This is a genomic window from Shewanella sp. AS16 (genome assembly GCF_021412365.1).
GTDB classification, from domain to species: Bacteria; Pseudomonadota; Gammaproteobacteria; order Enterobacterales; family Shewanellaceae; genus Shewanella; species Shewanella salipaludis.
The window spans coordinates 16558-40076 of sequence record NZ_JAKCLK010000014.1; the positions used below are offsets into that span (position 1 = coordinate 16558).

A 23519-nucleotide genomic window follows, 5' to 3' on the forward strand; every position below is an offset into this window, starting at 1 on the left:
CTGAAACCAAGATCCGGCACTCTTATGCAAACAACAGGCACGAGTCATGACATCAGATTGGAGCAAACCCATGGCCGACATCTCATCGGCGGCGTTAATCGAGCTGGCATTGGATTTAACCAACAGCCTCACCACCCAAGATCGTTTCGAGCGCCTGCTGACCACAGTCAGGCGCACCGTCAGCTGCGATGCCGTGGTGCTGTTGCAGGCCCTCAACACCCAGGATGGGCGGCCGGATCAGCTGAAGCCGCTGGCCCAGCAGGGCTTGACCCAGGACACCCTGGGGCGGCGCTTCGAGATCCCACTCCACCCCAGATTCGCCGCCATCTGCGACTCGGGCACTCCGGTACGTTTCCCCGCCGACAGCCCCCTGCCCGATCCCTACGATGGCATGCTCCTGGTCCATGAGGGCAATCTGCCTGTGCATGCCTGCATGGGGTTGCCGTTACGGGCCGATGAGCAGCTGATCGGTGTGTTGACCCTGGACAGCATGACGCCCCATGTGTTCGACGCCATCCCCAAACGCACCCTGGACGTGATCTCCGCCATGTCGGCGGCGACCCTCAAGACGGCCATACTGCTGCAACAGCTGGAGCAACACTCACAGCATAACCAGCTGTTGGTGGCCGAGTTGACCCATGAGGCATTGGTAAAAGACGGTGGCGAGCTGATAGGCAACAGTCAGGCCATGCAGAGGCTCAAGCGGGAGATAGACATGGTCGCTTCCTCCGACTTCACCATACTGATCGAGGGTGAAACCGGCGTGGGCAAGGAGCTGGTCGCCCGTACCCTGCACAGGCAATCGACACGCACCGAGGGACCGCTGGTGTATGTCAACTGCGCCGCCCTGCCGGAAAACCTGATCGAGAGCGAACTCTTCGGCCATGTGAAGGGGGCCTTCACGGGTGCAGATCGTACCCGCAAGGGGAAATTCAGCCTGGCGGACGGCGGCACCCTGTTCCTCGACGAGATCGGCGAGCTGCCGCTGGCGGTACAGAGTAAGTTGTTGCGGGCACTGCAAAACCAGGAGATCCAACCCCTGGGCAAGGACGCCACGGAGAAGGTTGACGTGCGGGTGCTGGCCGCCACCAACCGCCAATTGAAGCAGGAGGTCGCCGAGGGACGCTTTCGCGCCGATCTGTACCACAGGCTGAGCGTGTATCCCATGTCGGTGCCACCGCTGCGCCACAGGGAGGGCGATGTCGCCCTGCTCGCAGGTTACTTCGTCGAGCAGCTGCGGCGTAAACTCGGGATACGCCAGCTGGCGCTGGACTCGGAAGCCATAGAGCTGCTCTGCCGTTACGACTGGCCCGGCAATGTGCGCGAGCTCGAGCATGTGCTCGCCCGGGCGACACTCAGAGCCAGGAACGAGAATGGGGCCAGGCAGCAAGCCGGGAGCATCATAAGGATCTACGCCAAACACATAGAGCAGCTGGTCGCGACCCAGTCACAGGGAGCGGATGACGACTCCATAGACCTGGAGCCGAATCCAGCACAGGAGCGACCAGCTCCAGGGCAGCAACTCAATCTCAAGCAGCAGACAGAAACCTATCAGCGCCAGCTGATCGCTAGGGTATTGTCCCAGGAAAACGGCAGCTGGTCGGCGGCGGCCAAGCGCCTGGACACAGATCGCGCCAACCTCAGCCGCCTGGCGAAACGCCTGGGGATAAAGGTAACCAAACAGATAATCAGCGACAGTTGATGCCGTTGTTGCCTGGATACCGGAAGCTTGCGCAAGCACGCCACAGGCACCAGCATGCAAACGAGAGCTGGGGATGAGTCTCTGGCCTGTCAGCTGTCAGGCCGGAGCCCACGCCAGCCGATGAGCGGCAAGCTTACTGCCATGGCTGGAGCGGTACCCAACGGTAGGCGGCTAAAATTCCGTCAGCAGATGCCAGCGCCTCTGGGCATCCACTGACAGCACTAATAGTCTGATATTGAAATAATTACCACCGTAGACATGGTCGCGCATCACGAGCAGCACATCTTCAACACCATCACTATTCGTATCCCCGCGACCGACAATTTCAACCTCCTGATAGCCACTCTCATGGTAATAGCTGGCTTTAGCCGTGGATTGAGATTCATATTTAGTGATTGGCGTAATATCCGACCAATACTTCAATTCGGGATCTTCAGCACTTCTCCGCGATTCTTCCACAGATATTTGCAGCGCAAGTGCCTTGGGCCACTGTTTTGGCGCAGCATCACTGAGTATTGGATCCGGCAAATAACTCGATTCAGAATTTTCGGCTGTCATCAACAGACGAATGGCTTCGCACATGACCTTAAATTCCAGATAGGCATTCATCTCACTGGCCGCGGTTGTGCGGGTTGCATCATCCACTCGTTCGAAGTAATCCCGACAAGAAGAGAACACAGATTCTCCAACCTTCGTCTGGCTAACTTTTAGCTCAGCATACCAGGGCGCAGCTATGAGTTGTTGGAGATCCTCTAGATTATGCAGCTCGACCGGCGACGCCAACAACGCCGGCATAATAAACCCAGTATCCCAGCTCACAGGAATACTGTCCGTAGCCTTATTCGAGACGATAGCAGCGACACTCAGGCCTCCCATAAGACACAGGAAAAGGCCCATCATAAAGAAAGGCTTGATAAACTTAATATTCATAGTAGCTCCACCGCTCATGGTTTGACCAAGGTCTGACTCCGGGAATCAGCCGCGGCTTTCTCGAACAAATCTTTGACGTATTCATTTCGTTCAAATGAGATAGGAGACTTTCTGTTAGACTCTTTTGCCGCCGTCGTCCAATCCTTGGTTTTGACTGCTTGCTTAAGCCCAGGCCACATATTGTTCAAATCCGTCATGCCAACGTTGAAAATAATATCAAACAGGGCGAGTTTGACCTCAGCTGGATAGGTTGGAAAATCAGGAAATATCCTTCTTAATTCGCCTTCGAAGCTATCTATATGTTTATCCGTCAGGCTATTTATGTCTGCATCCGCAAGTTTAAGCTTCACCTGCTGCTTATAAAAAGCGACCAACCTGTTTGCCGGTTGTTTTTTAACAGCTTCATAGTCGGCGCGAACTTCATCCTTAGATGCCGGCAGGTTAGTGCAGGTCTTAAAGTTCAGCATCTGGGCGCTGGCGGAATCTTTCAGGAGATGCCCTACCCCAACGGTAACCAAACCTTTTGAATCCAAGTACATATGGCTAACTTTCCCTTCGTACTTTCCATTCTAGCTCGCAAGGTCGCTTTTTCTGCTGCTGAAATCATGACAGGAAACACGAGGCAGGCACAACACAACTTGAGAGCCAAACGAATAGCATGAGGCCGGCCCCCTTGCTGGCCTCCCGCCATGCTGTTAGTCTGGCCCTTGGAATTAAACGAGCGTTTTAACTCAGCTTTAGCTAAGGTCTAACTATGGAAAAGTTTCTCGCGAGCCATGCTCTGGTCACCGAAATCCCGGTCGCCTGGGGTGAGATGGATGCCCTGCAACACGTCAATAACGTAGTGTATTTCCGCTACTTCGAGACGGCCCGTATCGATTTTTTCAACCGCCTGTACCCGCTGGATGCCATGTATAAGTCCGGCGTAGGCCCCGTCATCAGTGAGAACCAGGCCAGATACAAACGCCCCGTCACCTTCCCCGATAGCTTATTGGTCAGCATCGGCATCAGCGATATCCACAACGACAGATTCACCATGCACTACCAGGTCTTCAGCAAGGCGCAGCAGGTCATCACCACCACAGGCTCATCCGTGGCCGTGATGTTCAACTTCAAGACGGGCAAGAAGGCCGAACTGCCGGCGGCACTACTCGAGATACTGAGACAACACCAGGACCAGCCAGGGTCGACGGCTAGAGCCAGCGCCTGACACTTTGGCGATATTGAGCAAACTCTTCGCCGAAAAGCTCAAACAATGCCTGCTCTTCTGGGATGATTTGAAAACGATTCATATAGGGGATAAAAGAGCAACAGATCAGATAGGACAGCCAATTTCCCAGATAAATGGCCAGGGCCAGTAAGATGGCGAAGAAGCCGAGATACATGGGATTTCGGCTCATTCGATACACACCCGACTGCACCAGCACAGCCGATGTCTGCGGCAGCATAGGGTTGACCGTCGTCCTGGCCGCCCTGAATTGATACAGGCCCAGAGTGGCCAGCAAGATCCCGCAAACAAAAACCGACGCGGCCAATGTCAGGCCCAACTGTCCGAATTCAAGCTCAATCTCGGCGAGAGTACAAAGGCTGCCGAGCGACATCAAAGCGCCGTAAATCAGCAGCAACAACAGCGGTGGTATCTTGAGTGCCAAGCACGTCATGCTCTCAGTCTCTCCTTCGACATTGGACTCGGGAACAGCCCCGAGCCTGGATGTCATACACAGCGCATTGAAATCCGTCGCACTGTATGAAATTTTACTCAGGCTGGTCGACGGGGCAACAATGTCAGAGTCTCTATCCTGTAGCCCATCCCCAACTTCAGGGACTAAGGCGTCCGGCTGCTACTCCGAGTGCAACAGGCGACCGAGCAGCCCGCGTATGTCGGCCGGGATCGGCTGGCTCTTCTCGACGGCATAGTCGTAATGCACCAGCGAGGTCTTGGCTTCGGCGGTTTTCTTGCCCTGTTGCCAACAGCTCTGACCGACCTCGAAGCTGCTGTTGCCTATGCGGCTGATCCAGGTCTTCACTGTCACAGGCTTACCGTAGAAGGTCGGGGCCGTGTAGGCTATGGTGAAGCCGGCAACGATAAGATTCCATTGGTTCAGATCCAGCTCTGGATTGAAGATCTCGAAGATGGGCTCGCGGGCCGCCTCGAACCAGACAGGAATGACAGTGTTGTTGATATGGCCCAGGCCATCGGTCTCATTGAATCTTGGCTGTATGTCCAGGCTCAGGGTATTTTCAAACATCTAGGCTTCCTATCGGCTTGTTGAGTCCGTCAGATTAACGGTAAAAGCCACTGACTTCAAAGGGAATGACATAAAACGGCCGCGACAACGCGGCAAGCTGGACCCATATGACAAGGGACGCCATTGGCGTCCCTCGTTGCGCTTGAGTTCACTGCCAGACTGGGTTAACTGCCATACATGGCATTAATTTCCCGGGTGTATTTATGGTAGATCATCTTGCGCTTCAGTTTCAGCGTCGGGGTGATGAGTCCAGCCTCCATGGAGAAAGCCTCAGGCAGCAGGGTAAATTTCTTGATCTGCTCGAAGCCTGCCAGGTCCTGTTGCAGGTGCAGCAGCCTTTGTTCGAAGTGCATTACGACCTGGTTGTGGCGCAGCAGTTCCAGGGTAGAGCCATACTTGAGCCCCTGCTCCTGGGCCCAGACTTCCAGCGCCTCGAAGGCCGGGACTATCAGAGCGGTCACATAGTTACGGGCATCGGCGATTACCGCCACTTGTTCTATGAAGGGACAACAACCTACCTTGCCTTCGACCCTTTGCGGCGCGATATACTTGCCGTTGGACGTCTTCATCAACTCCTTGATGCGATCTGTGATGTAGAGGTTGCCTTGCTCGTCCAGACGCCCGGCATCGCCGGTTTTCAGCCAGCCATCCTCGAACGCGGCGGCGGTATCCTGCGGACGCTTGTAATAGCCCTGCATTATGGTATCGCCGCGCACCAAGATCTCATTGTCCTGTCCCAGCTTGAGCTCGACCGCCGGCAGCACCTGACCGTTGGAGCCGGCGACCCTGTTGCTCAGGGTGTTGCAGCTGACGGTGGCCGTGGTTTCCGTCATTCCGTAGCCGCAGAGCACGGGCACTTCTATGGCATGAAAGAAACGGCCAACCTTGGTATCCAGGGCGGCACCGCCACAGGGCATGAACTTGAGTCGTCCGCCCAGCGCCTGTTGCAGCTTGCTGAACACCAGGCGCTGGGCCAAGCGCCGCTGCAGCGCGAGTCCGAATCCCATGTCGGCACGTCCCTGGCTCGCCTCGAAATAGCGCTCACCGACCCCCAGGGCCCAGGCAAACAGCGCCCGTTTGGTCTTGGAAGAACGGGACACCTTGTCCTGCACTGCGCTGTAGACCTTCTCCAGGAACCTGGGCACCACACACAAGTTATGTGGCCGCACCTCGGCTATCGCTTCCTTGACCCTGGCGGTGTCACTCAGATAGACGTTGCGGCCGCCACGGCATAGGACATAGAAACTCCAGCTGCGCTCGAACACATGGCTCAGCGGCAGGAAGGCCAGCGACACGTCGCCCGGGGTGAAGGCCAGCTTGTCGTCATGCTGGGGCACGGTCGCGGCGAAGTTGCGCTGACTCAGCATCACCCCCTTGGGATCGCCCGTGGTGCCCGAGGTGTAGATCAGGGTCAAGAGGTCGTCCAGACTGAGCTGCGCCAGGCGTTGCTCGAGTTCATCAGCCGTCCCGGCAACCAGGGGAGCTGACAGGAGGCTGTCCAGATGCAGATGCCTGTCATCCACCAGCGCCACCCGGGCGTCGAACACCAGAATATGTTCGACACTGGGGCATAGGGCCTGCAGCTCACGGGCCATGGCGTATTGTTCGGCGTCACCCACTATGAGCAGTTTGGCCTCGGCATCCTTGACTATGTAGGCGGCCTGTTCCAGTGTGCTGGTCGGGTATATGGGGACCACCACGGCTCTGGCCTTCAGCAGGCCGACATCGGCGCAGGTCCATTGGGGGCAGTTTTCCGCCAGGATCACCGCCCTGTCCTGCACCTGCAGGCCTATGTCTATCGCCCAACGGGCGATGCGGCCGCTGATCTCGTCGAATGACTGCCAACTGACCTGCTGCCAGGGGGCCGACATTTCGAAGCCCTCCAGGGCGATGGCGGCGGGTGACTCGGCGCTTCTCTGCTGCAGGAGTCGAATAAGGTGATACTGTTCGAGGGACATAATTTTCTCGTTCTTAGCTTACAGCTGTGCCGTTTTGGACGCATTTTACCCTAACTCATGGCGGATAATAAGAGTTTTTGCTCTAACCCGGCGCCGACGCCTCGGCCGGGCCGAGTGCGACAGGGAAAAAGCGCCAGGCGGGTCCAGGTCGGTGTGAGTTGACATCCCCCCCAGTGGGCATTAGCCTCTACAACTGATTAAACTACTGATAGAATTGCAAAATAATTCATTTCACCATAGATTCAAGGGGATGGGACATGCACCCGAGCCAGTCAGCCAACGTCAGCAAGGCGTACCTCTTATCCAGACGCAGCCAGGGGGCCATCGGCCTCTTCGCCCTGCTGTCGGCCCAAGCATTGGTATTGGCGCCTCTGGCCTGGGCGGAGGCAACCACCACGGGCACAGAAACCGGGGACGCCAGCTGCTATGTCGAAGGCCTGGCCGACAGGCTGAAGTGTGGCTTCATCACTGTGGCCGAAAACCCGGACAAGCCGGCCGGGCGGCAGATAGACATACATTATGCCGTGTTGCCGGCGATCAAGCAGAGTCATCCTGGGGAAGCCCTGCTGGCCATCGCCGGCGGCCCGGGGCAGTCGGCGATCGACAATGCCGCCAATTTCGACCGCATCTTCACCAAGGTGCGCCAGCAGAGAGACATACTGCTGATAGATCAGCGCGGCACGGGCAGATCCCATCCACTCAACTGCGACTCGGATCCGACACTCGAGCCCCTGGCACTGGACGACACGGCACTGGACATAGGCGCAGAGGCCAGCCGTTGTCTGGCCAAGCTGGACGCAGATGTCACCCAATACGGCAGCCTGCAGGCGCTGGCCGACTTCGAACTCGTGCGCCGCAAGCTGGGCTATGACAAGCTGCACCTGTACGGGATTTCCTACGGCACCCGCATGGCACAACTCTATATGCGCCGCTATCCGGAGCATCTGGCCAGCGTCACCCTGGACGGCGTAGTGCCCATGCAGCAAAGCGTGCTCGCCATCGCCGGCGCCATAGACAGGGCCTTCGAGCTGTTGCTGCGGGACTGTCGTGAGACCCGCGCCTGCCAGGCCCAGTTCCCGACCCTGGCAGACGATCTCACTCAGGTCGAAGCCCGCCTGGCCAAGGCGCCCAACCTGAGCCAGAGCCGGGATCCGCTCACGGGCGAGCCGACGCCACTGACCATGACCCTGGGCAAGTTCCTCGGGGCCATCCGCATGGCTTTGTACATGCCCAACACCCGCGCCCTCTTGCCCCATGCGATCCATGAGGCGGCCAGGGAAAATTATCAGCCGATACTCGGCCTGTATGCCCTGACGCTGGACGGCGCCGGTATGGCCATGGGCATGCATGCCTCAGTGGTGTGCGGCGAGGACATGCAGCGCCTGACCCCGGCACTCAAAGCCAGGACCCGGGCGTCCCGAATCGGGCGCGACATGTTGGACGGCCTGAGCCAGACCTGCGCCGTGTGGCAAATCCCGGCCGCAAGCGCCGACTTCGCCGAGCCCATCGCCAGCGATCTGCCGACCCTGGTGTTATCCGGCGAGCTGGATCCCGCCACCCCGCCGAGCTGGGGTGAACTGGCGCTGGCGAGACTCACCCACGCCAAACACTTCATCGCCCCCCATGCCACCCATGGGGTGGCCTTTCAGTCCTGCGGCAATAACCTGGTCGCCCAGTTGGTGGAGTCCGGCTCCCTCGAGGATCTCGACGCCGACTGCCTGAGCAAGGACGTGCGCCGCAGCTTCTACCTCAATGCCAGCACGGTCGAGGCGATTCCCAGCGCCGGCAAACAAACGGCGGCGGCCGGCCCCGCCAAGGAGCAACCATGATCCGGGTATCCAACTTAACCAAGCATATAGGCGAGGTACAGGCATTGGCCGATCTCAGCTTCGACGCCGCCAATGGCCAGATCACCGGCCTGCTCGGCCCCAACGGCGCCGGCAAGACCACCTGCCTGCGCACCCTGTTCGGCCTCCTGACCCCGGACAGCGGCACTGCCGAGATCGACGGCATAGACGTGGCCAAGGATCCCCTGGGGGCCAAGCAACAACTGGGGTTATTTCCGGATCCCTTCGGCCTCTATGAACGCCTGACACCCAGGGAGTACATAAGTTATTTCGCCGAGCTCAGCGGCATGGGCCGCGCCGAGGCCTGGGACGCCACCGCCAGGGTGATCACCAGGCTGCACCTGCAGGATATCGCCGACCGGCGCTGCAAGGGCTTCTCCCAGGGGCAGAGAATGAAGACGGCGCTGGCCCAGGCCATAGTCCACCAGCCGAGCAACATAATACTGGATGAGCCCACCCGCGGCCTGGATGTGATGAGCACCCGCTTGCTGCGCGACATATTGAAAGACCTGAGGGATCAGGGGCATTGCGTGCTCTTCTCCAGCCATGTGATGCAGGAGGTCGCCGCCCTGTGCGATAAGGTGATCGTCATGGCCGGCGGCAAGGTAGTGGCCGTCGGCAGCCCGGCGGCGTTATGCCGGCAAACGGGTAAAGACTCGCTCGAGGAAGCTTTCATCCAGCTGATAGGCACGGACGAGGGCATAGCGGCATGATGCATGAGTCACTGCGCCCTGGAGGGCATAAGGCAGCCCCAAGCTTTCGCAGGCCTGATACAAACGAAGGAATTACAGCATGTTGAGTAAGTTATTGACCCTGGTGCGCAAGGAGTTGCTGGATGCCGCGCGGGACAAACGCTCTGTGATGGCCGGCCTCTATTACGCCATAGGCACGCCACTTGTGATGTGTGCCCTGTTCATGGTGCTGATAGCCCAGCTCGCCAGCCCGGAAGATCTGGACATCAAGATAAGCAACGCCGACAGGGCGCCGGATCTTGTCAGGTACCTGGGCAATCAGGGCATAAACCACAGCGACAGCGAGGACGCCGCCAAGATCCGCCTGGTGATCAGCCAGGATTACCCGCAGCAGATGGCCAAGGCAAGATCCGCCCAGGTGACCATCATCGCAGATAACTCAGACGAAAAACTTCAGACCTCCATCCGCAGGTTGCAGACCCAGCTGCAGGCCTACAGCAGCGAGATGGGCAGCCTGCGACTGGTCGCCCGCGGCATAGATCCCAGGGTCGTGCGCTCGCTGCAGGTCAACCTGGAAGATCAGGCCACCCCGGATTCCAAGGGCGGGATGATACTCGGCATCGCCATCTTCACCATGATCTACTCGGTATTCATCTCGGGCATGAACCTGGCGATAGATACCAGTGCCGGCGAGCGCGAACGCAACTCGCTGGCCTTGCTGCTCAGCCATCCTCTGTCGACCCGTCAGCTGGTGCTGTCGAAGATCATCGCCGTGACCCTGTTCGCCATGCTGGGGCTGGTGCTGATCTTGCTGGTGTCCAAGCTGGCCTACACCCTGGTGCCCTGGCAGGAGCTGGGATTCAGCATCAGCATCAGCCCGCAATTCATGGTGCTGATGCTGGCCATAGGCTTGCCGGTGGCCTTGATGGCCGCCAGCATGCAGCTGTTCGTGTCCTTCATGGCCAAGACCTTCAAGGAGGCCCAGTCCTACCTGACCATGGTGTTGTTCGTGCCGCTGGCGCTGTCGATGGCGGCCAGCTACAACATAGCCCCCGACGCCCTGCAATGGCTGCCGGTCTCGGGTCAGCAACAGGCCTTGATGGCCTTCATCAAGGGGCGGGAGATCCCCATGTTGCAGCTGCTGGTATCCTCCCTTGCCACCCTGGCTCTCGCCCTGGCGCTGGCGCTGGGAATGGAGAGATCCCTCAAGAGTGAGAAGGTGATCTTCGGCCTCTAAGGCTCAACACCCGGCCCTAGGCCAAGGGCGCCGCGCCGTCATTGGCCATGCCGGGTGTTGAACTTCTGCCGGTAGGCCCTGGGTGACAGGCTGGTCAGTTGGATGAAGAGCTTCCTGAAGGAACTGACATCCTCGTAGCCGACCCGGGTGACTATCTCCTCCAAGGCCAGCTCTGTGGTTTCCAGCAGACGTTTGGCTTCGTCGACCCTCATCCGCTGCAGATAGCTGGCGGGAGTCTCATTGAGCGCCTGCTTGAAACGGCGGATCAGGGTGCGCTTGCCTACGGCAAATTGGGCGGCGATATCATCGAGCAGCAGGGTCTGGGTCAGATGCTTCTGCATCCACTGCTGTACCCTGCCGACCAGAGTGTCCTTATGGCTGTCAAGATCGAGCGCCATCGACATGAAGGCCTGCTGGGAAATTCTGTTGGGATCTATCAGCAGTATCTTCGCCATCTGGCTCGCCAACTGTTCCCCCGCCAGCAGCTGCACCAGATGCAGTGCCAGGCTCAGGTTGGAGGTGGTCGCCCCTGCGGTGTGAAACTGACCGTCCGACACCACCAGCTTATCCAGGCGCAGCTGCACCCTGGAGAAATTGCGCTGAAACATCTCGGCGAGCCACCAGACGGTGGTCGCCTGCCGGCCATCGAGCAGACCGGAAGCGGCCAGCACCAGAGTACCCGAGCAGTAGGCGGCTATCGGTTTGTCGCTTAGGGCAAAGAGTGCCAGAGGCGCGAAGAAAGACTCGAATTCACTCAGATAGGCCTGAAACTCGGCCTTATTGGTCACGAATGCCGACCCCAAGATCACCGCATCCGCGGCCAGGATATCTTCCGGTCGTTCCAGCCCCACAGCAGGCAACGCTATGCCCTGGTTGGTCACGATCGCCCGGCCATCGTGGGACACCAGCTGGCAGTGGAATAAGTCTTCCTGCACCTCGGGGTTCGCTCTGCGCCAATAGGCATTGCAGAAACTGAACACATCGAGAAAGCCGACCAAGCCACCGGCCACCGAATTGTTCGCCGCCAATATCAGTATCTTCTTCATCTAACCCACTCCATGACCTAGCCAGCTTAGGTGCCGGCACACACGAATGTCACTTATCACCCAATTAATGTCAATAATGCCACTCCCGGTTACATTGTCCAGTTTTTATACTGGCGATGCATCTGAGGTACAGCCATTAAGGAGCCTGTCATGTCCAAATACGTCACCGCCACGCGCCACACTTACAGACTGCTGAGCCTGGGTTACCTGCTGCTGAGCTGGTCGCTGCTGCTATGGCTGAACTTCGCCATAGAGCCCAACGTCTTCGCCCACCTGGTCGCCATTCCCTCGCTGCTGTTGGCGACCGGCCTCTCCGCCCTGTATCTGGGCAAGCGGCCGGAGCGCCACTAGCACCCGGTCGCTGTCGCTGGCACCTTCTGCCTGGGCGGCAGCGGCGGCCCCCATGCTTATACTCCATAACAACATCAAGAAACCTAACCCTGCTCGCATCGAGACTCTCCTTATCTGGGCCTTATCCGGGCGCGTTGGACCCGGCTGTATTCATGCCGATTGATTCACCGGCCACCAGCCCAGGCGGGAGGACCAGTACGGCCAGAGACTAAGCCGAGTGCGGGGAGAAAGCCTGAGTTGAAGCTGATGAAAAGCTGATGTTTTGCTGATGCCGCCGACGCGGCATGGCTTGGGTGCTAACGGCTTGAGTGCTAATGGCTTGGGTGCTAACGGCTTGAGTGCTAATGGCTTGGGTGCTAATGGCTTGGGTGCTGATGGCTAGAGCGCTGATGGCTTATACATTAGTGGCTTAGGTGTTAAAAGCTGCCGAGGCTTGCAGTGATTTTGCCTTGGGCCGCACAGACACTCACGGCCCGACTTGGATGTCATGGTTAATGGAGTCACGTTTAACCGATCTGCGCGAGTGTCGGCAAGGCGGGAAACGCGCCCTTTTGCCCACAAGTCATGGCGCCGCAGCGGATGGCAAATGCCACGGCAGCCTCTAAGTGCGCTCTGCTTTCTAACCTTTGCAGCAGGGTTAAGTGTTCGAGATCGTATTCGAGCTCTAAGCCTAAGGCGAACAGGAAACCAGAGATAAAGCTGTCGCCCGCGGCCGTGGTATCTACGGCAGCAATTTGGGGGACTGGTACGCTAAACCTTTGCCGCGCACTGATGCATTGCACAGGATTGGCGCCATCTGTGACCAGAATCACCTCAACCCCTTGGGCGAGGCAGAACTGCAGATAATCTTCAAAACTATTCTTGCCACTGCTGCTGCGCGCCTCTGCTAGACTCATTTCCCGCGCCCGCGCTAAACTTTTATCCCGCGCCAGCGCTAAATAATCGGCTTCTTCACGGCTCATCTTCAGCACTTGGGTATGGCTGAAACACCGCTCGACCCGCTCGGCCAACAGAGAAGTATCCTGCCACAGGGATAAACGCAGATTCACATCGAAACTCACTAACTTATTGAACGCATTGGCACAGTGCGCACCGTAAAGGCTGGTGTTGAAGAGAGCAGTTTCGGTAAAGGTATTAGAGCAAAGGTGAAAGATATCAATCCCCTGCCATGGAATAGTGTCGAAATGCTGTTTGCTGTAGCGCATATCTGCTGTGCCATTGCGATTGAACTCGAAGGTGCGTTCACCCTGTTCATCCAAATAAACCTGCACCGTCGCCGTAGGCGCGCCCGGCACTTCGGCAAGATAATCGGTCGCCACCCCCTGCTCCGCCAAGGCGGCGGTTAACATGACGCCATATGGATCTGTGCTTATGCCACCGGCAAAATAACTCTTGCCGCCGAGTTTAGCGTAACCCACGGCCACGTTTGCCGGCGCGCCGCCGGCAATCGGCTGATGCTGCTTGCCCGTGGCATCGGTTGGCAGCAAATCCACTAACACCTCACCGAAACTGAGTAATACCTTCATATTCCTTCCAACCTTGTCATTCTATATTCTGTGTTCTGTATCGGGCAAAAAGCCCACTTTCATGGGCTGTTTTGGGTTTAGCATTTTTCCTGTAAAAACAGTTTCTGTAGCAACAGTTTCTGTAGCAACATCAGCTTAGAACTCGTATTTAAGCGTCAGGCTGGTTGTGCGGCCATTGAGGGTACGGGCACGGATGATATTGTTATCTGGGATTGAACCTTCTTCCGCTTCGGTAAGGCCCGTGGCATTAAACAAATTGTTGACGTTTAAGGACACACTCATGGCCCCGGTCAGATTGTAGGTCGCAAAGGCATTGACTTGGTTGTAGCCATCAAAACTTAAGTCATTATTGTCCTGAGCATAAGAATCTGTGGTGCCGATTAAGTTGGCCCCCACTGAACCTTGGTCAAAGTTGTAACGTCCCATCAAAGAGTAGATAAAGTCAGCCTGTCTTCTTGGGGTATTGCCGACCACTTCCGGCGTCAAGGCATCTTTGGCTATCTCGGCATCTGTCCAGGTTAGGTTGCCCCTAAAGTCGAAGTCGCCGATAAAATACGCCGACTCGATTTCGATACCTTTGGCTTTGTACTTACGGTCGAAGAAACGTTGGCTGGTGGCTTCAAAGTTTTGCTCTTCGGTTTCTGAGTAGAACGCAGTCGCAAACACCGACAGATCATTGTGACGGTACTTAACACCCAACTCGTATTGATCAACGATATCCACCGCATCTTCCTTCGCCACCGAACCATCGGCACGCACCTTGCCAAATAACAAGCGATCGGCATTGGCGCGGCCACCATGGCTCAAGCGACCAAAGGCGGCTAAATCACCGGAAAATTTATAATTAGCACCCAATGAATAGGAGGTGTAGCTCCAATCGTAATTGACTGGCTGAGGATTGGCATTGTCGATTGAAGACACGCTCTGCTCAGGGATGGAAATCACCCCATCGAGATTCATATCCACCTGTGATTGCACACTGCCTGCGTAATAACCGCTGGCATCACCGCTGTCATAACGCACACTGGCATCGAGCGACAAGTCGCCAAGATTCGATGCCAATGCGAGGTAAGGTGCTTTAATACTGTAGTCGGTAGCGTAATTACGTTGGCAACAATTTCCCCAGTAAGGCACGCCATAACCATAGAGGCCATTGTCGGAATAAGAGGTACCATCGGCGGCCACCACATCCAGCAGCGCGGCGTTGTCGCCCTTCACTTCCATCAGATAGGAGTTCCACATCCAACTCATGCCGATGTTTTGGGTCGCATTGTAATAACCCAAGGTCACGCTGGTGTCGTCGAAGGTTTTGGTTAACTTCAGATCGTTTACGATCGAGCCAAAATCATTCATTTTCACATCAAAGGTATTGATACGCATGGCTAAACCGGCCATAGCATTGCCCGCGTTCGGCCCGTTGGCGTAAATCAGCTTAGCGCCGGTGCCGGCAATACTGGTGGCGATATCGCTGCCGTTTGCCACTTCGGCGGGGAACGGCGCTATGAAGTTACCGCTCACATCGGAGAAACGGAAACGGTTTTCCACCTGCCAATCGTTACCCAGATCGAAGGACGCCTCCAAGCCGACAGAATCGACCACAGGATTCATGCCATCGCGCATATCGCCACGACGACGTTCGCCATCGGCACCCAAGCTCAAGGTTGACTGGAAATAAGCGGATTGAATCGCATCGGATTTAGCGTCAAAACCCGGGATTGAACTGCCATCCGAGTACATGGGCATAGGTAAATAACCTATGCTTTTATCATCCAAATGTTTGAAATACAGGCGAACATAGCCCTTATCAAATTCTTTGGTTAAATTGGCTTTGATCTGACCGCCTTTGTTGGCGTTATAGCCGGCTTCGCGTGGGCCTTCACCCGTACGCACAAAACCACCCACATGGAAACGCAGGCTGTCGTTGATGCTGGTGCCGTATTCAAAGTCGGTACGGAAAGTGTCGTAATCCAGCCCCAAGGTGGCAGAAACACTGCCCGCATCAGAGGTGCCTGTTTTACTGATCACATTGATAATGCCGCCGGGCGCATTACTGGCTGCGGTCGATGCCGAGCCGCCACGGATAGATTCAATAGTTTGCACTGTAGAGTCCAAGCGCAAAAAGATGTCTGAGTTACCGAAGGCAATATCGCCAAACTGCAGGATTGGCAAACCATCTTCTTGAATTTGCAGAAACTTGGCGCCACCAGACGCCACGGGTAAACCACGAACGGCAATGTTAGCATTACCTTCACCGCCCGTAGATTCAACCTTCATCCCAGGAATAATACGAAATGCCTCGGCCGATGAACGTGGCGAGCTCACTTCAAGCTCGGCGAGTGACACACTGCTCACTGACACACTCGAGTCCATGACACGAGTGCCGCGGGCAACCCCAGTCACGGCAATTCTTTCCAAACCCAGCGCGTCTTTCTTGGCGTCTTGCTGTTGTGGTGCTTCGGCAGCCCAAAGGTGAGAACTCACCAACACGGCCAATGTACTCAACAAGAATTTCTGTGATGTGCTTTTTATCATTTTTATGTCCCCACCCATATGTGAGATGCAGCCCACTCTCCCCATGGCTGCATCTACCGAATTGTGATTAATCGAAGAATCATCTCAGTCATCATTCAAAGTCACATTGAATCAACTTAATCGATTAAGTTAACAAGCTAGCAACTTAGCCACAAAAAGCAAGTGCGTTTTTTGCACAGTTTTGGTTCACACTCTGGGTGTATTAAGTCAAGGCATTGATTAATTGTAGAAATGTGACATAAAAATATTTTCTGCCGCAGCCCAAATTAGTGCACATCTAAGGCCAACAAATGGCGTGCCGGATCTTTGGCCAGGTTAAATCCGCTGAGGAGGCACAACAAAATGGCAAAACCTGTGGCGAGGTAGAAGCCATATTTAACATGGCCGAAGATGTCGCCCACCAGGCCCATCAACAAGGGCCCTGCGGCGGCGGACACGGCAGTAAAAAACAAGATCACCCCGGCCACTGAGCCATGCTGATCCACAGGGAAACAGCTAATTCCCTTGGAGTTAAGCGTGGGATACATCATGGACATAAACAGCCCAGACAAGGGCAGCAAGACGACGGCGGCCTCAATACCGTAGATCATCGACCCAAGGTAACAAGCACTTATCGCAAAACTAAACCAGAACATCACCAGCTGCCAGGGGAAGCGTTCGAGCACCCAGCCACCCAAGAAGCGGCCACCCGCACGCAGGGTAAAAAAGATCGTCAGGGCGTAGGCGGCCAGAGTGGCGTAATCGCCCTGATAGCTTTGCAGCAAGGTCGGCATCCACACGTAAATCGCCACTTCGGTCGCAACGTATAAGCCTATCGCGAGAGAAAACCCTAATGCATAAGGGTTTTTCATCATCCTAAAGGTGCTGGCAAGGTTAATGGCGTCAGTGGAGGAACGCTTAATCTGTGGATAATCCGCCCGGAAGGCTAGCCAACACAGCACCAAACAGAAGCAACCCGCCCCAAAATACAAGTACTTCCAAGAGACGCCGCTGATCAGTAAATAACTGACGATGGCCGGCCCTATCATGGCGCCGACACCAAAGAAGCCCTCCACAGTATTCATAGTGCTCGAGTGCTGTCTTGAGGAGGCCGAGATATCGCCGATAAGCCCGAGCGCGCCCGTCTTAAAGACACCAATCGCTGTGCCGACAAAGGCGAGCAGAAACAGGAAATAGTAAAAAGATTCCCCCAGCGCGAACATGAAGCAGGCGAGCGCGAATAATAACAGCCCCAATAGAATGGTTAACTTACGCCCTATCTTATCCGCCAAGAAGCCTAAAAACAGCCCACTAATCGCGATAAAAATCATAGGCATATAGTGGAAAGCACTGGCCTGCGACATGGACAAACCAAACTGGGATATCAACTCTGGAATAATGACGCCCACGGCATCCGAGGTCATAGCGAACATGAAAAACATCAAATATGTGAGTACCCGAATACGGGTATGATTACGCTTATCGCAACCTTTTGAATCACTTACCATACCATTTCACCTTATCGTTATTATACCTACTCGCTCTCAGCCGCTAGTGACAGCATACTGCAAGGGTTTCGGCTTTTATGTACAGCAACGAGCCAGCCTCCCCCAAAACTTGAGACTAACTCAAAAATCCAACAAACCACTTGAATAATGTTTCACATTGGTTAAACATACAACTTAATCGATTAAGTTTGGTTGTGCAAATCAATTAAAAGATCGCCATAAACCTTTACTCTGGAAAGACAACTCAAGCGTGGGCAAAGTATGAAAAATCAAGTGCAACTGATCACCTATGTCGACAGGATTAGCAATGCAGGGCTCAAAGAGCTCAAAGCGCTGCTCGATGACGAGTTGCAAGGCCTGTTCGGCGGCGTGCATCTTTTGCCTTTCTATTTTCCCATTGACGGCAGTGATGCGGGCTTCGATCCCATAGACCATGTACAAGTCGATTCACGCTTAGGCAATTGGGATGACGTTAAACGCATTGGTGATGACTACGACATCATGGCCGACCTTATCGTTAACCATATGTCCGCCGAGTCGCCAGAATTTAAAGACGTGCTCAAGCACGGCAAGCAATCGGCTTACTGGGATTTGTTTCTAACCAAAGACAAGGTATTCCCCGAGGGATTAAGCGAGCAAGATCAATCCGCTATCTATCGTCCACGTCCGGGCAGTTGTTTCAGCACTTACACCTTAGCCGATGGCTCGACCGAAGAATTTTGGACCACCTTTACCCGCAATCAAATCGATATCGACGTCAACTCGGCCGCGGGTAAAGATTATTTAAACCGGGTTCTGGCGCGTTTCGACCACAGTAAAGTCAATTTGATCCGCCTGGATGCCGCTGGCTATGCGGTTAAGAAGCCCGGCACCAGTTGCTTTATGATTGAAGAGTCCTTCGAGTTTGTGGATAAATTGGCCAAGCAAGCCAATGAGTTGGGCATGACTACTCTGGCCGAAATCCATTCGCACCATATGACTCAGGTCGAAATCGCGAAACGGGTAGACATGGTGTACGACTTCGCCCTGCCACCGCTCATATTGCACACGCTGTTCAGCCGAGATTGCCAAGCCTTGACCCATTGGCTCGAAATGGCGCCGCGCAACTGCATTACCGTGCTCGACACCCACGACGGCATCGGCATCATAGATGTCGGCCCCATGGATGGCTTGCGCGGATTATTGACCGAAAATCAAATCGATAATCTGGTTGAGACCATACACGACAACAGCAAGGGCGAGAGTCTACAGGCCACGGGTGCCGCCGCCAGCAACGTCGACTTGTACCAGATCAACTGCACCTACTACGATGCCCTCGGTCAGAATGACCTGGATTATTTGATGGCGCGGGCGATTCAGTTTTTCGCACCTGGTATTCCGCAGGTGTATTACGCGGGTCTGCTGGCGATGCCGAACGATATGGCACTGCTCAACAACACCCAGGTGGGTCGCGACATCAATCGGCCCTACTTGACCCCAGAAAAGGTGCAGCAAGGGTTACAGAAACCCGTAGTCAAGGCGCTAACGAAGCTGATTAAACTGCGTAACAGCAGCCCAGCCTTCGATGGCCGTTTTACCATGACATCGAATAAAGCTGGGGCATCGGCGGAGCACACCTTGACCCTATCTTGGGCTGCGGCAGCTTCTCGGGCGAGTCTCACGCTCGACTTTACCAATAAGGATGGCCAAATCATGCTATTGGATGAGCAAGGCCAAGAGACGCAGGTGTCGTTATCAAGGCTGCTGGCGCAATCTCAAGTCTGAGCCTGCCCGAACTTGAGTGTAAGCCGAACGACCTAGTCGGCAGATAGCAAGAAGGCGCATTCAATGCGCCTTCTTAGTTAAGAGATTAGCTGCTAGCAGCTCTTGCCCAGACGCAACTCATAGCCCAAGACTTCCGCATGCACTGCATCACTGACGAACATTTGCGCCGCTTTTCGGCCCTTCTGCTCAGAGTATTGGTAGACAGTGGTTAACGGCGGATTGGAGCGCATGCCTTCATCTATGCCATCAAAGCCCACCACTCGCACTTGTTCGGGAACACTCAGCCCCATGGCCTGTGCTTCATCGAGCACACTCAGGGCGATTAAGTCACTCATACATAAAAACACATTCGGACGCGGAGTCGAGTTCAGCGCTTCTTTTGCCGCTATCGCCGCATAGTCGGCATTGCTCTCCGGGATATTCCAAATCCTGTCTTGCCCCAGTACAACACCTGCTTCTGCGATCGCTTGCAAGTAACCCTGCAACCTTTGATGGGCGATAGAGGTATCTATCTCCAGCAAATTCAAATCATAAACTCGGCAAGTTAAGTGGGTATCGAGCAAACGCAGCCCCAAAATAGCCACATTATCCGCAGGCGACTGCAATGCCAGTTTCGCCACTTCATAGGCGGCTGACTTATTGTCTATACCCACAGACGCATTGCGATGGATATCAAAGTCGACCGTGACGACCTTTTTCTTGACCTGCTTTAACTGCTCGGCCAACAGGGCATTGCGCGGGCGACCATAACAGATAAAGCCATCCACAAAGTCGGCGACCGCGTTCACGCTGTCGGAACTGCCCGAAAACAGCAGTAAATTCAGCTTCTCCTGCTCCAAAACCGAGGCGACACCCTTCATAAATTTACTGGCGACGGGATCGGACACCATATATTCCACGCTGTCAGACAATACCAAGGCCACAGTATCAAACTTGCCCTTGCGTAGGGACTGAGCCGCTTTATTCGGCCCGAAATAGCCCAGCTTAGTGCAGGCAGCCAAAATGTCGTTACGACGTTTTTCCGATAGTTGGTCGGGGCGATTAAACGCGTTGGAAACTGTGGCACTAGAGACACCCAACTCGTTGGCTATGCTCTTTAGGGTCCAGTGTTTTGTTGTCATGCTTATTTCCTGGAGTCGAATAAGGCCACAAAAGTACGGCTCAGCGCAAATAGTACACGCCTTAAATGGGTCACGCACCTGCAAATCCAGGTTAATGCCAAGGGCTGGAATGGCAGATATCAGGTTATTACGCCTTGGGCCGCAGCGTCTCGGGCACAGATGCAGCGCATGACACGCAAGCGCCCCCTGCCATCGGCTCCAGCTGAATACAGGGAGATGGGATGGCGAGAAATGAGCGCATCCAGGCACGCTCGGCTTGGCAGCTGAAGATTATTTGGCCTTGGGCCGAAACGCCTGGATCACCTCAGGATCGCATTCCAAAAAGGGCCCTTCCATCAGATCTATGCAGTAGGGAATGGCTGGGAACACGGCATCCAGGCACTCGCGGATCGACTTGGGCTTGCCGGGCAGATTGACTATCAGACTATGGCCGCGCAAGCCGGCAGTCTGGCGCGACAGTATCGCTGTGGGCACAAACTTCAGCGACTCGGCGCGCATCAGCTCACCGAATCCCGGCATCATGCGCTCACATACGGCCTCGGTCGCCTCCGGGGTCACGTCGCGTTTGGCCGGCCCTGTGCCGCCTGTGGTGACTATCAGGCAGCAGCCCACATCATCGGCCAACTCTATCAGGGTATTCTCGATCAGCTGCCTCTCATCCGGGATCACCTTGTATACCGGCTCCCACTCGGAAGTGAGATAGGCCTTGAGGGTATCCAGGATCGCCTGCCCGGAGAGGTCCTCGTACACGCCGGCACTGGCCCGGTCGCTGACAGTCACTATGCCTATTTTCGCCTTATCCATGTCACTCTATCTCCTGCTTATTCAACTTATCCGTTAGCCGGGCAATCATGGCAACAACACTCATTGCCGGCCGTTAAAATAGCATAATTGGTTTGCGATTGTGTGCGCCTTCACAGGGAAATCTTCCCCTTTGGGGGCGCTCCGGGCCTGAAAGAGTGCCAGGCTACCGGAGGCGTTTCGCCACCCAGTACTTGGCCGCCCAGTAGGGATTGAGCAGGCTGGAAATGGTCACCCCTTTGCTGGTCGAAGCATGGAGGAATCTGTCCTTATCCAGATAGATGCCCACATGCCGGCTCGAGCTACCCGTCTTGAAGAACAGCAGATCGCCGCTTTGCAGCTCATTGCGGGGCACTTCCTTGCCTAACCTGCGCTGCTCGGCAACGGTTCTCGGCAGCTGCCTCCCCAGCATATCCTTCAAGGCCAGGGCCACCAGCGCCGAGCAGTCTATGCCGCGCTTGCTGCTGCCACCGAAACGATAGGGCACCCCCTGCCATTCCTCATGCAGCGCCAATAAAGCCTTCAACGGGCTCTGTATTGGTACAGCCTTGGGCGCCTCAGGTTTGCCGGCACAACCAGCCAGTATTGTCTGCAACAGGAGGATGAAAACAAGGGGTATGACTGACTTCATTGGACACTCTATTATTGGTGTTCTGCCCTGCATAACCAGGCCAAGGTCTCCATGGCCAAAGTGCTGCAAGGTACGTTTGCGGTCCAGCTGCTTCTTGGACACATAATCGCTGATCTCGGCGCGTTTAGGACATTGGCAGCCCGCTGCCGAGATATCTGCTAGATAGCCAGCTCCCACAGAATTCTGATCTCCTGCAGCATGGCACGCACTATCGGCTCATTTGCCCTGCTCTTGGCAACGACAAAGTACAGGGGAGCATGAAAGTCCAGTATTGAAATCACCTGCAATGCCTGGCTTTGCTCCTGCCGACGAGCCTCTTCCAACTCAAGAAAGCTCAGCCCCATGCCGCTCTTTACCAGCTCCAGCCGAGCCCGTTCATCTGCGCTTTTCACCACAGAAGCAAGATCGTTTCCCAGCTTCTCGGCGAGGAAAGCTTCGAAGGGGCAGTCCTTGCCCATGCTTATCCAGGGATAAGCGCAGAGATCACCGGCGGTCCTGACATCACTCACATCAAAATCCTTGGGTGCGACCGTGGTGATCGCCTGCAGTTTTACTTGGATACCAGCCATATCCTCCGGAACCTCGCCATAGATATAACCGCCGTCCAAGGTATGGGCCCGAATGCCCTCCAGGGTCTTGCCGCTCCACAGAGGATGCACATCCAGGCCGATGCCCGGACAATTTTCCCTCAGGTTCATGACCAATTCGGCCAGCCTGACGAGCTCTGCGGACAGATTGATGCCCACGCGAAATGTTCCCATGATTTCATGCTGGTTTTCTGCGGCCGTATTGACGAGTTCGAGGGCACTGTCGAGGGTATGCTGGGCTTTTTTGAGCAATATTCGCCCCTTGTCCGTCAAACACATGCCCTTACTTGAGCGAATAAACAGAGGCGTTGCCAGCTCTTCTTCCAGTGCCTTGATGTGGGCGCTGATCGCCGGCGGGGTGGTATACAGCCGCTTGGCCGCCAGGGTTAAGTTACCCGCTTGTGCCACGGCAACGAATGAACGCAAATGATAAAATTCCAAGGTCAGTTCCCGATACTGAAAATGATTACTCCAAACGCACGTTTCCCAGCATACAGCCAAAGCCCCTGCCACTTCATTCATTTCTCATGAACTCAGGCTTCAGCCAAGGTGAATTTTAAGCTCGCAGCACACAGGTTAGATTAGTCCGGCATCACCCAATAGTGACCGAATAACAGATTGCCAGGAGCATCACTCTATGTCAGACCAGACCAAAGCTTTTCCCGGCCAAGCCGCCAATGCGCACGGCTATTTTGCCACAAAACTCGCCTGTGAAACCGATTGTTCGGATGTGTACGCCGACATAAGAGCTGACACCAGGCACTATGTATTACTGGATGTGCGTTCCCGGGAAGCCTTCGAGAAGAGCCATGCCATTACCGCGCACAACCTGCCCCACGCAGAGATAGACCAGGCCTCGATGGCAAAATACCCCAAAGACACGCGCTTCGTTGTGTATTGCTGGGGACCGGGTTGCAACGGTGCCACCCGGGCCGCGTTAAAAATTTCGGCGCTGGGATTTGCCGTCAAGGAGATGATCGGCGGCATTCATTACTGGGAAGATTTCGAACGTTATCCGGTCAATCGTCGGGTGGCCGAAGCCCAAAGTTAATGTGAGT

General features: G+C 55.4%; 20 protein-coding genes and 1 pseudogene. 8 read left to right on the top strand and 13 right to left on the bottom strand.

Annotated features, from left to right (window positions below):
• Positions 1 to 46 precede the first annotated feature (46 nt).
• Positions 47 to 1702, top strand: a complete 1656-nt coding sequence (gene norR, locus LZP73_RS18285; RefSeq protein ID WP_442800761.1) for a nitric oxide reductase transcriptional regulator NorR — start codon at positions 47 to 49, stop codon at positions 1700 to 1702.
• Between the two features lie 171 nt (positions 1703 to 1873).
• Here norR and LZP73_RS18290 read toward each other — a convergent pair whose 3' ends face one another.
• Positions 1874 to 2632: a hypothetical protein gene (locus LZP73_RS18290; protein WP_234236373.1), complete on the bottom strand. Its 759-nt coding sequence runs from the start codon at positions 2630 to 2632 to the stop codon at positions 1874 to 1876.
• A 14-nt stretch (positions 2633 to 2646) separates the two neighbouring features.
• A pseudogene (locus tag LZP73_RS18295) lies at positions 2647 to 3183 on the bottom strand (hypothetical protein); the annotation flags it as partial.
• A 203-nt stretch (positions 3184 to 3386) separates the two neighbouring features.
• Here LZP73_RS18295 and LZP73_RS18300 point away from each other — a divergent pair.
• Positions 3387 to 3842: an acyl-CoA thioesterase gene (locus LZP73_RS18300; RefSeq protein ID WP_234236375.1), complete on the top strand. Its 456-nt coding sequence runs from the start codon at positions 3387 to 3389 to the stop codon at positions 3840 to 3842.
• Here the strand turns inward: LZP73_RS18300 and LZP73_RS18305 are convergent.
• The 3 genes from LZP73_RS18305 to LZP73_RS18315 all read right to left on the bottom strand — a co-directional run bounded on the left by LZP73_RS18305 (position 3826) and on the right by LZP73_RS18315 (position 6839).
• Positions 3826 to 4293 carry a methyltransferase family protein gene (locus LZP73_RS18305; RefSeq protein ID WP_234236376.1) on the bottom strand — a complete coding sequence of 156 codons (468 nt, stop codon included), beginning with the start codon at positions 4291 to 4293 and terminating at the stop codon, positions 3826 to 3828. The genes LZP73_RS18300 and LZP73_RS18305 overlap by 17 nt on opposite strands.
• A gap of 180 nt (positions 4294 to 4473) precedes the next feature.
• Complete coding sequence (locus LZP73_RS18310; RefSeq protein WP_234236377.1) at positions 4474 to 4881, bottom strand: acyl-CoA thioesterase; 408 nt, start codon at positions 4879 to 4881, stop codon at positions 4474 to 4476.
• Positions 4882 to 5045: 164 nt separating this feature from the next.
• On the bottom strand, positions 5046 to 6839 hold the full coding sequence (locus LZP73_RS18315; RefSeq protein WP_234236378.1) for an AMP-dependent synthetase/ligase: 1794 nt from the start codon (positions 6837 to 6839) through the stop codon (positions 5046 to 5048).
• A 257-nt stretch (positions 6840 to 7096) separates the two neighbouring features.
• On the opposite strand from LZP73_RS18315, the gene LZP73_RS18320 reads away from it, so the two are divergent.
• The 3 genes from LZP73_RS18320 (at position 7097) to LZP73_RS18330 (ending at position 10615) form a co-directional block, all read left to right on the top strand.
• A complete protein-coding gene (locus LZP73_RS18320) occupies positions 7097 to 8668 on the top strand; it encodes an alpha/beta hydrolase (RefSeq protein ID WP_234236379.1) in 1572 nt (523 codons plus the stop codon).
• Positions 8665 to 9399 carry an ABC transporter ATP-binding protein gene (locus LZP73_RS18325; RefSeq protein WP_234236380.1) on the top strand — a complete coding sequence of 245 codons (735 nt, stop codon included), beginning with the start codon at positions 8665 to 8667 and terminating at the stop codon, positions 9397 to 9399. The genes LZP73_RS18320 and LZP73_RS18325 overlap by 4 nt, the downstream gene beginning before the upstream one ends.
• A gap of 79 nt (positions 9400 to 9478) precedes the next feature.
• On the top strand, positions 9479 to 10615 hold the full coding sequence (locus tag LZP73_RS18330) for an ABC transporter permease (protein ID WP_442800762.1): 1137 nt from the start codon (positions 9479 to 9481) through the stop codon (positions 10613 to 10615).
• A 38-nt stretch (positions 10616 to 10653) separates the two neighbouring features.
• On the opposite strand, the gene LZP73_RS18335 is transcribed toward LZP73_RS18330, so the two are convergent.
• Complete coding sequence (locus LZP73_RS18335) at positions 10654 to 11661, bottom strand: GlxA family transcriptional regulator (RefSeq protein ID WP_234236381.1); 1008 nt, start codon at positions 11659 to 11661, stop codon at positions 10654 to 10656.
• A 150-nt stretch (positions 11662 to 11811) separates the two neighbouring features.
• On the opposite strand from LZP73_RS18335, the gene LZP73_RS18340 reads away from it, so the two are divergent.
• Positions 11812 to 12012, top strand: coding sequence for a hypothetical protein (locus LZP73_RS18340; RefSeq protein ID WP_234236382.1), 201 nt, complete (start codon positions 11812 to 11814; stop codon positions 12010 to 12012).
• Positions 12013 to 12518: 506 nt separating this feature from the next.
• On the opposite strand, the gene LZP73_RS18345 is transcribed toward LZP73_RS18340, so the two are convergent.
• From LZP73_RS18345 to LZP73_RS18355, 3 genes are all read right to left on the bottom strand, one after another.
• Positions 12519 to 13538, bottom strand: a complete 1020-nt coding sequence (locus tag LZP73_RS18345) for a carbohydrate kinase family protein (RefSeq protein WP_234236383.1) — start codon at positions 13536 to 13538, stop codon at positions 12519 to 12521.
• 135 nt (positions 13539 to 13673) lie between these two features.
• The gene (locus tag LZP73_RS18350; protein WP_234236384.1) at positions 13674 to 16070 is read right to left on the bottom strand and encodes a TonB-dependent receptor domain-containing protein; all 2397 of its coding nucleotides are present in this window, start codon (positions 16068 to 16070) and stop codon (positions 13674 to 13676) included.
• A 266-nt stretch (positions 16071 to 16336) separates the two neighbouring features.
• On the bottom strand, positions 16337 to 17557 hold the full coding sequence (locus LZP73_RS18355) for an MFS transporter (protein ID WP_234236385.1): 1221 nt from the start codon (positions 17555 to 17557) through the stop codon (positions 16337 to 16339).
• A gap of 261 nt (positions 17558 to 17818) precedes the next feature.
• Between LZP73_RS18355 and gtfA the strand changes: the two genes are divergently transcribed.
• Positions 17819 to 19321 (top strand): sucrose phosphorylase, encoded by a 1503-nt coding sequence (gene gtfA / locus LZP73_RS18360; RefSeq protein WP_234236386.1) that lies wholly within the window; start codon positions 17819 to 17821, stop codon positions 19319 to 19321.
• Between the two features lie 92 nt (positions 19322 to 19413).
• Here the strand turns inward: gtfA and LZP73_RS18365 are convergent, their stop codons facing one another.
• The 4 genes from LZP73_RS18365 to LZP73_RS18380 all read right to left on the bottom strand — a co-directional run bounded on the left by LZP73_RS18365 (position 19414) and on the right by LZP73_RS18380 (position 22902).
• On the bottom strand, positions 19414 to 20442 hold the full coding sequence (locus LZP73_RS18365; protein WP_234236387.1) for a LacI family DNA-binding transcriptional regulator: 1029 nt from the start codon (positions 20440 to 20442) through the stop codon (positions 19414 to 19416).
• Between the two features lie 270 nt (positions 20443 to 20712).
• Positions 20713 to 21246, bottom strand: a complete 534-nt coding sequence (mog, locus tag LZP73_RS18370) for a molybdopterin adenylyltransferase (RefSeq protein WP_234236388.1) — start codon at positions 21244 to 21246, stop codon at positions 20713 to 20715.
• Between the two features lie 163 nt (positions 21247 to 21409).
• The gene (locus LZP73_RS18375) at positions 21410 to 21874 is read right to left on the bottom strand and encodes an NlpC/P60 family protein (protein ID WP_234236389.1); all 465 of its coding nucleotides are present in this window, start codon (positions 21872 to 21874) and stop codon (positions 21410 to 21412) included.
• A 158-nt stretch (positions 21875 to 22032) separates the two neighbouring features.
• Positions 22033 to 22902 carry a LysR family transcriptional regulator gene (locus LZP73_RS18380; protein ID WP_234236390.1) on the bottom strand — a complete coding sequence of 290 codons (870 nt, stop codon included), beginning with the start codon at positions 22900 to 22902 and terminating at the stop codon, positions 22033 to 22035.
• Between the two features lie 196 nt (positions 22903 to 23098).
• Here LZP73_RS18380 and LZP73_RS18385 point away from each other — a divergent pair, with 196 nt between their 5' ends.
• The gene (locus LZP73_RS18385) at positions 23099 to 23512 is read left to right on the top strand and encodes a rhodanese-like domain-containing protein (RefSeq protein WP_234236391.1); all 414 of its coding nucleotides are present in this window, start codon (positions 23099 to 23101) and stop codon (positions 23510 to 23512) included.
• The last annotated feature ends 7 nt before the right edge of the window (positions 23513 to 23519 follow it).